General features: G+C 40.1%; 14 protein-coding genes and 2 pseudogenes. 3 read left to right on the forward strand and 13 right to left on the reverse strand.

Going from position 1 to position 15,904, the window contains the following annotated elements; all coding sequences use genetic code 11:
- Positions 1–40 precede the first annotated feature (40 nt).
- The 3 genes and pseudogenes from QQK02_RS09560 to QQK02_RS09570 form a co-directional block, all read left to right on the forward strand.
- Positions 41–297: pseudogene (locus QQK02_RS09560) on the forward strand (transposase); the annotation flags it as partial.
- 401 nt (positions 298–698) lie between these two features.
- The gene (locus QQK02_RS09565; protein ID WP_284207785.1) at positions 699–2,126 is read left to right on the forward strand and encodes a DUF1254 domain-containing protein; all 1,428 of its coding nucleotides are present in this window, start codon (positions 699–701) and stop codon (positions 2,124–2,126) included.
- 119 nt (positions 2,127–2,245) lie between these two features.
- A pseudogene (locus QQK02_RS09570) lies at positions 2,246–2,803 on the forward strand (IS110 family transposase); the annotation flags it as partial.
- 291 nt (positions 2,804–3,094) lie between these two features.
- Here QQK02_RS09570 and nqrM read toward each other — a convergent pair.
- From nqrM to bolA, 13 genes are all read right to left on the reverse strand, one after another.
- Positions 3,095–3,316 carry a (Na+)-NQR maturation NqrM gene (nqrM, locus tag QQK02_RS09575; RefSeq protein WP_284207786.1) on the reverse strand — a complete coding sequence of 74 codons (222 nt, stop codon included), beginning with the start codon at positions 3,314–3,316 and terminating at the stop codon, positions 3,095–3,097.
- Between the two features lie 115 nt (positions 3,317–3,431).
- Positions 3,432–4,454, reverse strand: a complete 1,023-nt coding sequence (locus tag QQK02_RS09580; RefSeq protein WP_284207787.1) for an FAD:protein FMN transferase — start codon at positions 4,452–4,454, stop codon at positions 3,432–3,434.
- Between the two features lie 362 nt (positions 4,455–4,816).
- Complete coding sequence (gene nqrF / locus QQK02_RS09585; protein WP_284207788.1) at positions 4,817–6,040, reverse strand: NADH:ubiquinone reductase (Na(+)-transporting) subunit F; 1,224 nt, start codon at positions 6,038–6,040, stop codon at positions 4,817–4,819.
- Between the two features lie 54 nt (positions 6,041–6,094).
- Positions 6,095–6,718 carry an NADH:ubiquinone reductase (Na(+)-transporting) subunit E gene (gene nqrE, locus QQK02_RS09590; RefSeq protein ID WP_284207789.1) on the reverse strand — a complete coding sequence of 208 codons (624 nt, stop codon included), beginning with the start codon at positions 6,716–6,718 and terminating at the stop codon, positions 6,095–6,097.
- Between the two features lie 5 nt (positions 6,719–6,723).
- Entirely contained in the window at positions 6,724–7,347 is a 624-nt protein-coding gene (locus QQK02_RS09595) for an NADH:ubiquinone reductase (Na(+)-transporting) subunit D (protein ID WP_284207790.1), read from the reverse strand.
- Positions 7,347–8,117 carry a Na(+)-translocating NADH-quinone reductase subunit C gene (locus QQK02_RS09600; RefSeq protein ID WP_284207791.1) on the reverse strand — a complete coding sequence of 257 codons (771 nt, stop codon included), beginning with the start codon at positions 8,115–8,117 and terminating at the stop codon, positions 7,347–7,349. The genes QQK02_RS09595 and QQK02_RS09600 overlap by 1 nt, the downstream gene beginning before the upstream one ends.
- Positions 8,110–9,321 (reverse strand): NADH:ubiquinone reductase (Na(+)-transporting) subunit B, encoded by a 1,212-nt coding sequence (locus QQK02_RS09605; protein WP_284207792.1) that lies wholly within the window; start codon positions 9,319–9,321, stop codon positions 8,110–8,112. The genes QQK02_RS09600 and QQK02_RS09605 overlap by 8 nt, the downstream gene beginning before the upstream one ends.
- 2 nt (positions 9,322–9,323) lie before the next feature.
- Complete coding sequence (locus tag QQK02_RS09610; RefSeq protein WP_284207793.1) at positions 9,324–10,673, reverse strand: Na(+)-translocating NADH-quinone reductase subunit A; 1,350 nt, start codon at positions 10,671–10,673, stop codon at positions 9,324–9,326.
- Positions 10,674–11,000: 327 nt separating this feature from the next.
- Entirely contained in the window at positions 11,001–12,188 is a 1,188-nt protein-coding gene (gene fabV, locus QQK02_RS09615; RefSeq protein ID WP_284207794.1) for an enoyl-ACP reductase FabV, read from the reverse strand.
- 117 nt (positions 12,189–12,305) lie between these two features.
- Positions 12,306–13,394 carry a TRAP transporter substrate-binding protein gene (locus QQK02_RS09620; RefSeq protein ID WP_284207949.1) on the reverse strand — a complete coding sequence of 363 codons (1,089 nt, stop codon included), beginning with the start codon at positions 13,392–13,394 and terminating at the stop codon, positions 12,306–12,308.
- A gap of 7 nt (positions 13,395–13,401) precedes the next feature.
- Positions 13,402–14,790 carry a TRAP transporter large permease gene (locus QQK02_RS09625; protein ID WP_284207795.1) on the reverse strand — a complete coding sequence of 463 codons (1,389 nt, stop codon included), beginning with the start codon at positions 14,788–14,790 and terminating at the stop codon, positions 13,402–13,404.
- 1 nt (position 14,791) lies between these two features.
- Positions 14,792–15,337 (reverse strand): TRAP transporter small permease subunit, encoded by a 546-nt coding sequence (locus tag QQK02_RS09630; RefSeq protein WP_284207796.1) that lies wholly within the window; start codon positions 15,335–15,337, stop codon positions 14,792–14,794.
- A 130-nt stretch (positions 15,338–15,467) separates the two neighbouring features.
- A complete protein-coding gene (gene bolA / locus QQK02_RS09635) occupies positions 15,468–15,785 on the reverse strand; it encodes a transcriptional regulator BolA (protein WP_284207797.1) in 318 nt (105 codons plus the stop codon).
- Positions 15,786–15,904 lie beyond the last annotated feature (119 nt).

Here is a 15,904-nt window from a genome sequence, read left to right on the forward strand (position 1 = left end):
ATGTGAAATTTTCTTGCAAAATAATCGAAGGAGATTCTCTATGAGAAAATCAAAATTTAGTGATAGTCAGATCATAGCTATTTGGAAACAAGCTGATGAAGGTATTCCTGTCCCTGATATCTGAAGTGAGCATAGCATTAGTAATTCAACAATTTATAAGTGACGATCCAAGGATGGAGGTATGGATACGTCTTTAAATTGCTCGAGTGAAAGAGCTTGAAGAAGAAAATCGTCAACTCAAAAAGATATACGTCGAAAAAAACCAAAGCCGAAATTGTTCAGAAAGCAATGCAAAAAAGTAGTAAAGCTATCATTAGAATAAAAGATATTCAGTTTGGTAATTCGCAGCAAAATGATTATGTAGAGCGGTTTAATAAAACGGTTAGTTAAGTAAAAACCTGTTTAATAGCTTGGAAGAAATATCTGACTATGCTTCAAAATAGTTGTTGCGTTTAACTATGAACGACCACATAAAGCTAATAATGGTTTTCCACCATTAAAGGTTGCTTAAATACTCCATTTTTAATGTCGATTAAAAGGAGATGATAATCAAACGACGTTCAACATTGGCGCAACACAATTATTGTATTATATTTAAACAACAATACGTTAAGTAGGACGTATTAACAAGATGACTATGCGTGCTAGGCGTTTTGTCATCTTAAGGAATTAAAGTTAGAGATTAATGAGGAATAATAATGAAAAATCTAGCTAGTGTAGTCTTATTTACATTGAGCACCTTACTTGTTGGTTGCAACCTATCAAGCAATGAAAATACCCAGACTAGAAGCAATGAAGTTGACGCTGCTGCGGTGAAATTAGTCACTCAGGCGTACCTCTATAGCTATCCATCCATGACAATGGATTACACTCATAAAGTTTCTGCTAACGTTGAAGTGAGTAACAGCTTAGCAAAAGCGCCAATAAATCAATGGGGAAGTATGCATCAATTCCCTAAAGCAGGTTTTACATCTGTGGTCCGCCCAAACCTTGATACCTTTTATAGTGTTATTTATGCCGATTTATCGGATGGCCCATTATATATAGAAATCCCTGCTACGGAGCGCTATTACCTTATACCTATTCTTAATGCCCATGGCGACGTAATTAAATCACTTGGCTCAAGAACTACAGGGCAAGAGGCGTTAAAAATCGCACTATTAGGTCCAAACTTTGACGGTCAAGTTGATTCGGACCTAACAGTAATTCGTTCTACTACAAGCCTTAATTGGTTATTAGGTAGGGTTTCGGCTAAAAATAATGAAGATGGCAAGCTCGTTGTGTCTGAGTTTCAGTCTAAGTTAGTTGCTAAACCGCTTTCTGAACGAAACAATTTGCAGTATCGCAACCCTAAAGGAACTATTAATCAACAATATGTTGGGGTAACACCGATGGATGTTGTTGATGACATGGACATAGTGCAGTACCTTAATGAGTCTATGACTTTATTAGTCAACAACCCAGGGTATGCAGACGACGCACCACTGTTAACCAAACTCCAACAGGTTGGCTTCAAAGCAGGTGGTAGCTTTGACTTAAATCAGTTTAATGAAGCGACACAAGCTGCCATTCAGCAAGTACCGCAGAATGTAGCGGGCGCATTTGCAAAAATGACTGCGAACCCGCCAACTAAAAACCTGCAAAATGGCTGGAATGTCATTACATCTGGTCTTGGTGAGTATGGCACGGAGTATTTTTTAAGAGCGTATGTGACGAAAGTTGGTTATGGCGCTAACCAGGCTGTTGATGCGATTTATCCAAATGCTGCTGTTGACACAGATGGCCAAAAATTCAATGGTTCTTATAAGTATGTACTTCATTTTCCAGCAGACAAAATACCTCCAGTGAACGGTTTTTGGTCGTTAACCATGTACGACACAAAAGGCTTTCTTGTTGATAACGTAATTGACCGCTATAACCTTAGCAGTATGAAAGATTTAACTTATAACGAAGATGGCTCCCTTGATTTACTAGTCCAATTTGAGCGCCCTGAAAACAATGAATCTAATTGGTTGCCTAGCCCACCTGCTGGTGAAAACTTTGAACTAACATTTAGAATGTATTATCCAAAAGATACGGTACTAAATCGGACTTATATTCTTCCCGGTGTTAAAAGGGTTAAATAGCTCGTAGACATTGAATCTACCCATTCTTATAAAAGGTATCTGATTATAGACACCTGAATAGATGGTTCGCCTCATCGCTAAGCCAGTATTAGAGGTAGGCAAAAAAGAGGTGAACCATCATGTCATTAATTAAAGTACTTTGTATAGATTTAGGCAAATCCTCTTTTCACGCTATTGGTCGCGACCATACAGGTCGAGAGCAACTCAAGCGTAAATTTACGCGTAGTAAACTTTTTTGCTTTTTATCAAATCTCCCTAAGGTTATTGTCGCAATGGAGTCTTGTGGTGGCTCACATTGACTAGCATGTAAATGTCAGTCCTTTGGTTATCAAGTTAAGCTTATTCCTCCGCAGCATGTAGAGCGATACGTTAAAACCAATAAGCATAATTTGCGACGCTGATGCTATTGCAGAGGCCGCGACATGACCATCTATGCGATTTGTCAGTGTAAACTCCGAAGTATCTCAAGTAATATCTACTATTTATCCCATTCGAGCTTCTTATATCAAAGCGACAACCGCGTGAATGTCGCGTATCGGCGCTATTTTTTTAGAATTTTGAATAGGTTTACCTAAAGGGCATACAAGCATGACAGTCTTTTTCGGTGGTTGGCTGATTATGGCAAGCCAGTCCCTCCACTGTTGATGCAAGAGCTCGTTGAACATCATGAACATTACCTGTACTTTTTCCGTTAAGCCTACTTTAGCGGGGGAACGCTATTTAAGCGATTCTGATTTTATAGGTGAGTTACATGAGGTTTACAAATATTGAAACCCTAGATAATAAATCAATGTGTATTCTTTTTCTCATAACAAGAAACAAGCACTTTACATAAAAAAAGTGCAGGTATTTTATGCAGAATAAACCTCCAATACTTAAAAGTCTTTTCTATAAGTAGTTTCTATGGGTAGATCAAAAAAAGCACCCTCAGGTGCTTTTCTTACGATCACAAATTATGTTGATTGTGGTTATAGGTTTTTCACGTCAATGCTGTTTTCTTTAAGAGCGGCTTGACGCTCACGCTCTTGTCGTTTTTCACATGGATTATCGCAATTACAAGCTTTATCAATTCCTACAGAGCCTAAACCACCGCAACTACCTGCCAAGGTTTTTTTTTGGAAAATATAGCCTACAGCCATACCGACAATAACAACCAGAAAAAAGGCTAACGTAATTACAAAATAAGTCATTTAGGTGTCCAAGCAAAAAATTTTAAAATATATCTAATATGAGTAATTCGTCGTTTGGCTAAATTGGGTTATAGGTTTTCACACCTATAGTCCTCAACCAACGACGATATGTTGATTATTTTAGATACGGCATGAATTTTACCGTATTAATCTCTTCAAAACCATTATCAGTTTTAACTATTAGCATTGCGGCAATTTCGTTTTTCTCAGCAAACGTTAGCCCTTGCTCTGGCCCCATCACCATAATTGCCGTTGAAAGGCCATCAGCTGTCATTGCTGACGGGTGAATAACCGTAACTGATACTAACTTATGATTTATCGGTTTGCCGGTATCCGGGTCAATAATATGAGAAAAACGCTGTCCGTCGCTTTCAAAATAATTACGATAGTCACCTGATGTCGCTACCGCATTATCTTTCGGTACTACAAATTGATGAACAGCACGATCATTGGTAATTGGCTTTTCTATCGCAATCGTCCATAACGTGCCATTCGCTTTAAAGCCTTTAAGTCGCATTTCCCCACCAATTTCTACAAGGTAACCATTAATCCCATTGGCTTCGAGCAACTTCGCGATAACATCAACACCATAACCTTTAGCTATAGTTGATAGGTCCACATATAAGTCAGGAATAGTTTTCGTTAGCTCATGACCTTCGACACTTAAATGATGTAGACCCGTTTTATCTTTGGCGCTTGCTAATTGTTCGTCGCTTGGCACAACATCTGGGCGTGCTTGTGGCCCGAACCCCCAAAGATTGACCAGTGGCCCTACTGTAACGTCAAGCTTGCCATGCGTCAGTTCACCTATGCGTAAGGACTCTTTAGCAACTGTTGATAGACCTTTTGATACAATAAACGGCGTATTCGCCTCGGCTTTGTTGAATAAAGACAATTCTGAATCAGGAATATAAGTCGACATTTCTTGGTTAACTTGCAGGAGCGCTTGGTCAATATCAGCTTGTAATTGGTTAATGTCTAACTGATCTTTTTCAATAACAAATTTAATGTTGTAAGTTGTGCCCATTGTTGGGCCCTGAAGTAGCAGCTCTTCTTTATTGCTGTCTTTATTGTTTGGAAAGCAACCTTGAACGGCAACCACCACGATAAATAAGCCAATCAATTTTAAAAAACGCATTTAACCTCTCAACAATTCACGCTAAATAATTCGGCGCTATTCTAACCTACTTTCGATGTAAATGGCATAAGACTCAGACGTGCGTTGTTGAGATGTTTTAGATTCCTGCCATCGTCTGAATGATGCTTTCGTATAGCATAGATCCTGCCCTGCGCTGGAATGACGTTCTCCATGCCTACCTAGCTGGGGGTAAATATATACAGGCATAAAAAAAGAGTGGCTAGGCCACTCTTTCTAAAACGATATTTTCTGTTTAAACGCAGATATTGGGTGATATTTTTATGAGCCTGCGCGGAGCTTAGTTTACTAAGTGAGCACAGGCGACAACAAAAGAGTACCAAAGATCAAGTTTAAATCAAATATTAGCCACCGAAGTCATCCAACATGATGTTCTCATCTTCTACACCTAGATCTTTCAACATGCCAATTACGGCAGCGTTCATCATAGGTGGACCACACATGTAGTATTCACAATCTTCTGGAGCTTCATGGTCACGTAAGTAGTTTTCGTACAGTACGTTATGGATGAAACCAGTCATACCGTCCCAGTTATCTTCTGGTTGAGGATCTGAAAGTGCTACGTGCCAATCAAAATTATCATTATCAGCAGCTAGACCGTTGAAATCATCTTCATAGAACATTTCACGTAATGAACGTGCACCATACCAGAACGAGATTTTACGAGTCGATTTTAATCGCTTAAGCTGATCGAAAATGTGAGAACGCATTGGTGCCATACCTGCACCACCACCAATAAATACCATTTCATTGTCAGTGTCTTTCGCGAAGAACTCACCGAATGGACCTGAAATAGTTACCTTGTCACCTTCTTTTAAGCTCCAAATAAATGAAGACATTTTACCTGCTGGTAAAGAAAGGTTATTTGGCGGCGGCGTAGCGATACGCACGTTAAGCATGATAATGCCTTCTTCTTCAGGATAGTTTGCCATTGAATAAGCACGCAATGTGTCTGTATCAACTTTAGACTCAATATCAAAGAAGCCAAAACGTTCCCAATCACCACGATATTCTTCAGGAATCTCGAAGTCTTTATATTTGATATGGTGAGCAGGTGCTTCAATTTGAATATAACCACCAGCACGGAATGGAACAGACTCACCATCAGGGATACTTAATTTAAGTTCCTTGATAAACGTCGCCTTGTTATCGTTCGAGATAACAGAACATTCCCACTGTTGAACACCAAAGATTTCGTCTTCTAATTCAATGTCCATATCTTGCTTAACAGCAACCTGACACGATAAACGACAACCTTCTTTTGCTTCACGCTTTGTAATATGGCCTTGTTCAGTTGGTAAGATGTCACCACCACCTGAATGAACGTGCACAACACACTGACCACAAGTACCACCACCACCACATGCTGATGGCACGAATATACCTTGATCTGCTAATGCGCCTAATAACTTGCCGCCAGCAGCTGTAGTGATCGATTTGTCTGGATCACCGTTAATTGCAATCTTTACATCGCCCGTTGAAACTAGTTTAGATTTAGCGAACAAAATAACTAAAACTAGCACAACAACTATCGCTGTAAACATCGATACGCCGAGTATAATTTCCATCGACTTTTCCTTAGTACATCATTAGAGGATAGTTAACTATCCTCTGAATTAACCCTATAACGAAATACCACCAAAGGATAGAAAGCCAAATGCCATCAACCCAGTGGTAATAAACGTAATACCTAAACCTTTCAAGCCTTCTGGCACGTCAGAGTACTTCATTTTTTCACGTAAACCCGCTAATAAAATGATTGCTAACGCCCAACCTGCTCCAGAGCCAATACCGTAAACTACCGATTCACCTAATGTTAGGTTCTTCGCTACCATGAATGACACGGCACCAAAAATCGCACAGTTTACAGTAATTAACGGAAGGAAAATCCCAAGTGCTTGGTATAACGCTGGGAAGTACTTATCTAGTACCATCTCTAAGATTTGTACTAGGGCCGCAATAACACCGATAAAGGTAATAAAAGATAAGAAACTTAAGTCAATTGACTCTGTCGGATCTGTAATACCTAATACGCTATCTAAAGTGCCTGGTGCTAATACTGCTTGATAGATAATTTGGTTTACTGGTACAGCAATACCTAGTACTACGATAACAGCGACACCTAAGCCCATAGCTGTTTTAACTTTCTTTGATACAGCTAGGAAAGTACACATACCTAAGAAAAACGATAATGCGATGTTCTCGATGAAAATCGTTTTAACTAATAGCGATAAATAATGTTCCATCGTGATTAGTCCTTCTCAACTTGTTCTGGTTTCCACTGGCGAATTGCCCAGATGATCAAACCAATGATGAAGAATGAAGAGAATGGTAAAACTAATAAACCATTCGCTTGGTACCAACCGCCGTTTTGAATAAGAGGTAAAATTTCAAGACCAAATATCGTACCAAAACCAAATAACTCACGGAAGAACGCTACTGTCATAAGAATGAAGCCGTAACCTAAACCGTTACCGATACCATCCATAAAGCTCACAACAGGCTTCTCTTTCATAGCAAATGCTTCAGCACGACCCATAACGATACAGTTCGTGATGATCAAGCCAACAAATACTGAAAGCTCTTTTGAAAGTTGATATGAAAACGCTTTAAGCACTTGGTCTACCACAATTACTAATGACGCAATAATTGCCATCTGAACGATAATACGAACGCTTGATGGAATATGATTACGAATAATCGAAATAAATAAGTTTGAAAACGCAGTTACAAAAACTACCGCTAACGTCATTACCAACGCGTTAGCCATAGAGCTTGTTACCGCTAATGCCGAACAAATACCAAGTACTTGTAAAGCAATTGGGTTGTTATCAACGATTGGACTCGTTAATACCTTTTTAGCATCACTAGACATTAGTTCAACCCTCCATTACGGTATTTATTAACGAATGGGCCATAGCCTTCTTCGCCTAACCAGAAATGTAATGTTTTCTCAACACCTACACTTGTTAGCGTAGCACCTGATAAACCATCAACGCCGTGAACATCACCAGCTTTTGCACCACCTTTTACAAGTTTAATTGCAAGGTTGTGCTGTTCATCAAATATTTTCTTGCCCGGCCATAATGCTTTCCACTTAGGGTTCACTACTTCAGCACCTAAACCAGGAGTTTCTTTGTGATCTGAATAAACGACAGAACGTACCGTATTTAAGTCAGCTTCTAGACCAACGTAACCATACATTAAGTCCCATAAACCAGAACCTACGATTGGCAATACGATTGTTTCAATAATGCCTGCGCCATCGCGCACTAAGTAAACAACTGCATCGTGCGAACGACGGTTAATACCAGCGATATCGTTTTTAGGCTTTTCTGATTTAGATGCATCACGTGAATTACGACGCTCATCAAATAAATCGGGGTTACCTTCGATAAACTCACCTGTATCAAGGTCAATCATTTTTGCTTCAACGTATTTGTTGTAAGTACCAACAATATCGCCTTTCGCCAATTCTAAAAGATCAGCTGCTTCTAAGATCTTAGTTTGTTGATCTAATAATTTATTTGCTTGTTGTAGTGGCTTTAATTGTACCGCTGAAAACGACACTAATAATGCACAAACTAAACAAACTGCGAAAACGAAACCAACCGTTTTGCCAAAAGTTTCTTTATTACTAGACATTGCGAGCAAGCCTCCGTTTAACGTTTGCTTGAACTACAAAGTAATCAAACAATGGAGCAAATAAGTTAGCGAATAAAATAGCTAACATCATACCTTCTGGGAAGGCAGGGTTTACTACACGAACCAATACCACCATGACACCCACTAAAGCGCCGAACCAGTATTTACCTGTATTTGTAAACGACATAGTTACAGGGTCTGTAGCCATGAACATCATACCGAAGGCAAAACCACCAACAACTAAGTGCCAGTACCAAGGCATTGCGAACATTGCATTTGTTTCACTGCCAATAACGTTGAATAACGTTGCTGTTACAGCCATACCAACAAATACGCTTAATACGATGCGCCAAGAAGCAATCCCTTTGTAAAGGATATAAGCACCACCTAAGAAAATCGCTGCTGTAGAAACTTCACCTACTGAGCCTGGAATGTAACCCCAAAAAGCGTTCCACCAGTCTGCATTTAAGCTGTAATCAATTGCGCCAGATTGTGCGACTGCACCGGCTGCTAACGCTGTAGCACCAGAGAAGCCATCGACGGCTACCCATACTGCATCGCCGGAAATTTCACTTGGGTAAGCAAAGAATAAAAACGCACGACCCGCTAATGCTGGGTTCAAGAAGTTTTTACCTGTACCACCAAAAATCTCTTTAGCAATAACAACACCGAAGGTAATACCTAATGCAGCCTGCCATAAAGGGATCGTTGCAGGTAAGATTAGGGCAAATAAGATTGATGTTACGAAGAAACCTTCGTTAACTTCATGCTTACGAACTGCGGCAAAAAGTACTTCCCAAAAACCACCGACAATAAACACTGTCATGTAGATAGGTAAGAAGAAACACGCGCCGTAAAGCATTTGTGTGAACCATCCCGATCCAGCGGTTAATTCAGCACCAAAGAAGCTAAATAAACCTACTTGCCATGTATCAGGTAAAGAATAACCCGCTGCCAATGCTTCAGAAGCTTGGAAACCAATGTTATACATACCAAAGAACATTGCAGGGAAAACAGCTAACCAAACCGTAATCATGATACGTTTTAAGTCAATACTGTCGCGAATATGCGTTTTACCTTTTGTTACGTAGCCAGGTGTGAATAAACCTGTTGCGATTGCTTCGTAAAGGGCAAACCATTTCTCATGTTTACCGCCTTTTTCAAAATGCGGCTCAATATCTTCAATAAACTTTTTCAAGCCCATGTCTAACCTTCCTTCTCAATCGTGGTTAGGCATTCACGAAGTAACACACCGTAATCTGTTTTGCCTGGGCAAACAAATGTACATAATGCTAAATCTTCTTCGTCAAGCTCTAAGGCACCTAATTGCTGCGCACTGTCGGTATCACCGGCACATAAATCACGTAACAATAAGGTAGGTAAAATATCTAAAGGCATGACACGTTCGTAGTTACCAATTGGCACCATGGCACGCGCACTACCGTTAGTCGTAGTCGTCATGTTGAATAATTTACTTGGCGATAAATGCGATAAGTAAGCACGCGTAACAGAGAATTTGTTAGCGCCAGGCATCATATAACCAATAAAGTCTTTATCACGACCTTCAAGCAATAAGCTTACTTGCAAGTGATAACGGCCAATATAACCGTGAACGCTTTGCGCGTTATGACCTTGTAATAACGAACCAGAAACAGCACGTAATTCACCATCAGTTGTTTCATTAGCAATTAATTCGCTAATGTTTGCACCTAATGTTGTACGCACTAAACGAGGGTTCTTTGCAGCTGGACCAGCGATTGAAATGACACGAGACGAATCAAGTTCACCTGTTGTAAACAACTTACCAAACGCAATAACGTCTTGGTAGTTTAAGTGCCATACAACATTGTCGCCATCCACTGGTTTTAAGAAGTGAATGTGCGTACCAACTAAACCTGCAGGGTGTTTGCCCGCAAATTCAGTAACAGAAACGTTGTCAGCAACAGGAACATTAGCACCAGGCGCTTTTGAAACAAATACTTCACCATCGGTTAAACGGCTTAGTATTGTTAAACCATCTTTAAACGATTCAGCTTGGTCATTAATAATAACCTCTGGGTCAGCCGCTAATGGGTTTGTATCCATAGCACTAACAAAGATTGCTTTTGGCGTTGAATCAATTGCTGGGATTTTGCTGAATGGACGCGTGCGAAGCGCTGTCCATAAGCCAGATTTAACCAATGTTTCAACCACACTCTCACGAGCAACTGTTGATAATTGGTCAGCGGTGTAGCTTGTAAACGTTTCTTGTTCATTGCCGTCAGTCTCTTCACTTAGAGCGATAACAACAGACTGTAAAACACGTTTTTCACCACGGTTAATTTCAGTAACCACACCTGCGGCCGGAGCTGTGAATAGTACGCCAGGATTCTTTTTGTCTTCAAAAAGGGCCTGACCTTTCTTAACGCGATCACCAACTTTGCAATGCATCGTTGGGCGCATACCCACAAACTCTTCACCAAGTGCGGCAACAGTTTTGATGGTTTGACCATCATGGATTACTTGCTGGGGAGCACCATTTACCGGAACATCCAGACCTTTTTTTATTGTAATCATAACCACTTGCACTACTTTGACGGGAGTATAAAAATTGTTGAAAATGCAACCTTACGTACAGATTGTATTTTCGCCAACTTCAGTGTATTTCAGCGGTTCATTGTTAAAAAACAAATTCCCACCACTACTTAGTTAAAAATTTCTGCGCGGATTTTAGCACGAAATAGACGCGACATTCCATCAATGCAAGACACTTTTAATTACAAAAAAGAAAAAAAGGCTATATGCACGCACAATTTTCATTAATTAAACAAAAAATAGTCGAAAATAAAAAAACCAGCACATTTTATTGCTGGTTTTCTTACATTTATTTATCTCAACATCGATTTAAACGAGGTTGTTGATGTCAACAACTGGGCTAACATCGGCTTCATAGTCAACGCCATCAACAGCAAAGCCAAACAGTTTCAAAAATTCATGATGGTAACCAGCATAGTCAGTCATTGAATCAATGGTTTCTGTTGTTACTTCATCCCAAATCGCTTGAACGCGCGATTGAACGCCATCTTCAAGCTCTTTGTAGTTTTGGCTAAAACGACCTGCATTATCAAAGCGCGGCGTCTGTGAATAAAGGTTTTCTTTAAACAATGCCTGAATTTGCTCAATACACCCTTCATATGTGCCATCAGCTTTCATCACCTTAAACATAGATGAAATGTACAGAGGCATAATTGGAATTGCTGAGCTCGCTTGTGTTACAACCGCGTTCAACGACGTCACATAAGCTTTGCCGCCAACATTCGACGTATCAGTAATCGCTTTGGCTGCCCTATCTAAATCTTCTTTTGCACGACCAATTGTTGCATGACCATAAATTGGCCAAGTTAACTTCTTACCAATGTAAGTATAGGCGGTAGTTTTAAAATTAGGTGCCAAAACATCAGCTTCACTGAGAGCGTTAATCCATAACTCCCAATCAGCGCCCCCCATAACATCAATAGTGCCTTGGATTTCATCATCGTTTGCCGCTTCAACCGTTACCTCATCAACAATACCTTTTGAGGTATTTAAGTTCTTCGTGGTCACTGTTTCGCCAATTGGCTTTAACGTTGATGAGTACACTTCACCTGTATCTGGATCTGTACGACGAGGAGACGCCAATGAGTAAATCACCAAATCTACTTGGCCTAACTCTTCTTTAATGGTCTCGATTGCTTTGGCTTTGATCTCATGAGAAAACGCATCACCGTTAATATTTTTTGCCCATAAACCGGCTTCGTCTGCAGCCTGTTGAAAAGCAGCAGTGTTGTACCAACCTGCTGACGCTGTTTTCTTTTCAGTTGGTGGTTTTTCAAAAAACACACCTAAGGTTTTTGCTTGGTTACCGAATGCAGCGGTAATACGAGAAGCTAACCCGTAACCTGTTGAAGCACCAATCACTAGTACGTTTTTAGGTTTTTCTGTTGCTTGCGTTTGCGATTTTACATACGCAATTTGTTCATTAACATGTGCAGCACAGCCTGCAGGGTGCGCATTAGTACAAATAAATCCGCGAATTTTTGGTTTGATAACCATAAAAGTGCCTTATTTAAACAGTTATTATTTTGAAATTGCCCATAGTGTAACGATCTTTGGGATCAAAGAGGTACGAGCAGATTAAGTTTTTATCTAGACTGGAGAAAAATGCACCAATTAACGGTGCATAAAATATTCTTTTAATGTTAGATCATGATAGCTTTTTATCGAATCATGAAAAGCACTGTATGATGCCCAAACTTTAGCAAAACCTTCATCATTAGCAGCCTGTTCAGCCATCACTTGTGCCGTTATCTCTTTTAGTTCACTAATAACTTCTGGTGGCAATTTACGCATCTGCACATTATGTTTTTCAACTAAGGTTTGCAGTGCCGCATTGTTACGCGCGTTGTATTCATCGAGTGTTGACTCGTTAACCGCGCGAGCTGCTACTTCAACTATTTTCTGCAAATCTTTTGGAAGTTCTTTCAGTGCTTTTTCGTTTATCAAAAACTCTAATCCAGTACCTGGCTCATGCCAAATACTTGAATAATAGTAGGTAGCCGCTTGGTAAAAGCCAAACGCCAAATCGTTATAAGGCCCTACCCATTCGGTTCCATCTATCGCGCCACTTTGCAATGAAGAATAGATTTCGCCACCCGTTAAAGTCACAGGCACAGCACCAGCACGTTGCAATACTTCACCAGCTAAACCAGGAATACGCATTTTCAGACCTTTAAGGTCATCCATTGATTGGATTTCTTTTTTAAACCAGCCGGCAAACTGCGCTCCTGAATTACCACCCGCCATAGGGATAATACCAAAGGGCTTATACATCTCTTGCCATAGTTCTAAACCACCACCGTAATGCAACCATGCATTTAATTCTGTAGCTGTCATACCAAAAGGAATAGCGCCAAAAAGAGGCGACGATGGAATTTTACCTTTCCAATAATACGAGCCACTGTGGCCCATTTGAGCTGTCCCTTGAGACACCGCATCAAAAACCTCAAATCCCGGCACTAATTCACCCGCACCATAGACTTGCACAGTCAATCGACCGCCACTCATTTCGTTAACGTACTCAGCAAATTTTTCTGGTGCCATGCCAAGACCTGGGAAGTTTTTAGGCCATGACGTAACAAGCTTCCATTTATATGTTTTGCTCTCAACAATCTGTTGATTTAATTCTTCTTTGTTGTCACCACAACCACTGATAAATACCACTAAAAATAGGCTGATAACGAAGGTTTTTAAAAACTGCATGTTCATTTTACTTTCCATAAATTAATTCAGGTAACCAGGTCACAAGCTCAGGCCAAATCGCCAAAGCACCCAGCAACACAAGTTGCATTAAAATAAAAGGTACAACACCTTTATAAATTTGCATTGTCGTTACTGTTTTACTGGCAACGCCACGCAAATAAAATAGTGCAAAGCCAAAAGGAGGCGTTAAGAATGAGGTTTGTAAGTTTAGAGCGATCATAATACCAAGCCAAATAGGGTCGAGTCCCATGGCAAGTAAAATTGGCGCAACAATCGGCACTACAACAAATGTGATTTCAATAAAGTCTAATATGAAACCTAGCAAGAATATAACTAACATCACAACAAACATGGCGCCAATCACGCCACCTGGCATTTGCTCAAAAAAGCCAGTAACCAATTCCTCACCACCAAGTCCTCTAAAAACAAGCGAAAACAAGCTAGCACCAATTAAAATCATGAAGACCATTGACGTGATCTTTAACGTGCTTTCCATGACCGACTTGATATTGTCTCGCGTTAGTTGCTTTTGCCAAAGTGCCAAAAGAATTGCCCCCATTGCACCAACGCCGGCAGCTTCTGTAGGTGTTGCAAAGCCCAGTAGTATAGAACCTAAAACGGCGGTCATTAATAACAATGGAGGTATCAAAGCTGTTAAAACCAAGGCTAAAATAGAGCCGCTTTGATATTCCTTCTTTAATTCCTCAACGTCGATTTTTGGCACATCATTCGGTCTAAATATCGCCATACCAATACAGTAAAGAATATAAAAACCAACTAATATAAGTCCTGGTATAACCGCACCGGCAAATAAATCGCCAACGGAAACGGTTTCAGGGTTAAAGATCCCCATTTTCAATTGTGCTTGTTGATACGCACTAGATAGCACATCGCCAAGCAGTACTAAGGCAATTGATGGTGGAATGATTTGCCCTAAGGTACCTGTTGCGCAGATAATACCCGTTGAAAAGGATGGACTATACCCACGCTTTAACATAGTAGGTAATGACAGTAACCCCATAGTTACCACTGTTGCGCCAACAATACCTGTGCTGGCTGCTAACATCATGCCCACTAAGGTAACTGATATACCTAAACCTCCACGAAAACGACCAAACAATATAGTCATTGCCGTGAGCAAGTTTTCAGCAATTTTTGAGCGCTCTAGCATCGCTCCCATAAAGACAAATAACGGCACAGCCAGCAGCGTTTGGTTATTGACGACGCCATACAATCGACTCGGTAACGCTTGAAGAAAAGCAACATCAAAAAGCTCAGTTGCCACGCCAATTCCTGCGAAGATTAACGCAACACCAGCTAACGAAAAAGCAACAGGGAAACCGAATAGCAGAACTAAACAAACGCAAACAAACATTAATAGAGCTAAATATTCCATGTTAAGCTCCTTTGGTTTGCTGTAGGCTGATGACAGCTTTGGCTAGTTCACTGACACCTTGAAAAAATAGCGTGACTGGGAGTAACAGCAACAAGGTTTTATTAATAAACACCAAAGGTAAACCGCCAGCTTCAGAAGATTTTTCCAAAACACGCCATGACGATAGGACATAATCCACACTAATGTAACCAAAGAAAATGGTGACAGGGAAAAGTAGAAAAATAATACCTAGCGCGTTAACCCAAGCCTTGTTTCGCGCTGTAAACTTTTGGTAGAAAATATCAACACGAACATGTGCATCTTCTTTATATGCGTATGCGGCACCAAGCATGATAACGATTGCGTGAAAATACAAAACCGACTCTTGCATTGCAATAAAGCCAACATTAAAGCCATAACGTAAAACAACAATGATAAAGGTTAATAACACCATCACGAGCGTTAACCATTTAATTGTTTGCCCTAATGCATGGGTAATTTTATCGATCAGTTGTGACAGGTCGCTAAGCCGACTGTCTTGCATAGACTTTCCCCCTAACAATGCCATATGAATTTCTATGACATTAACTATTTATTATTTTTAGGGGTACAGAAATAACAGAAATTAGACAGGAATGAAACGGCAAAATAACGACAGTAAACTAAAGTTCACTTCTGCACTTTGCCGTATATCTCAATTAGGCCGTACTACCGCCTAAACAATTTGGCGAGCCAGGTACGTTATCAACATAGTAATTTTGCCACTCTTGTTGAGTATAGGTATGAAGAGCAAGTGCATGAATTTTATCGGATAACTCTTCTTTAAGCACCGAGTTAATTGCTCTGTGTCGTTTGATTAATCGCTCACCAGTAAACTTATCGCTGACGATTACAACTTTAAAATGTGATTCACTACCCTGTGGCACGTTGTGTTGGTTGCTTTCATTAATAACCTCTAAATGGTGTGGCTCGAAAGCCGACAATAATTTTTGTTCTATTGTTGTTTCAACTAACATAAAAATCCTTGCATTAACGCGTTCCACCATAAGTTAATTCTAGTGGTTTATTCGTATTATGCCATAAATTGTCCGCGGATAGTCGGCAAAAAATCGCTAACAATTGAATTCATTGAGGA

Source organism: Thalassotalea eurytherma (assembly GCF_030161415.1).
Classification (GTDB): Bacteria; Pseudomonadota; Gammaproteobacteria; order Enterobacterales; family Alteromonadaceae; genus Thalassotalea_G; species Thalassotalea_G eurytherma.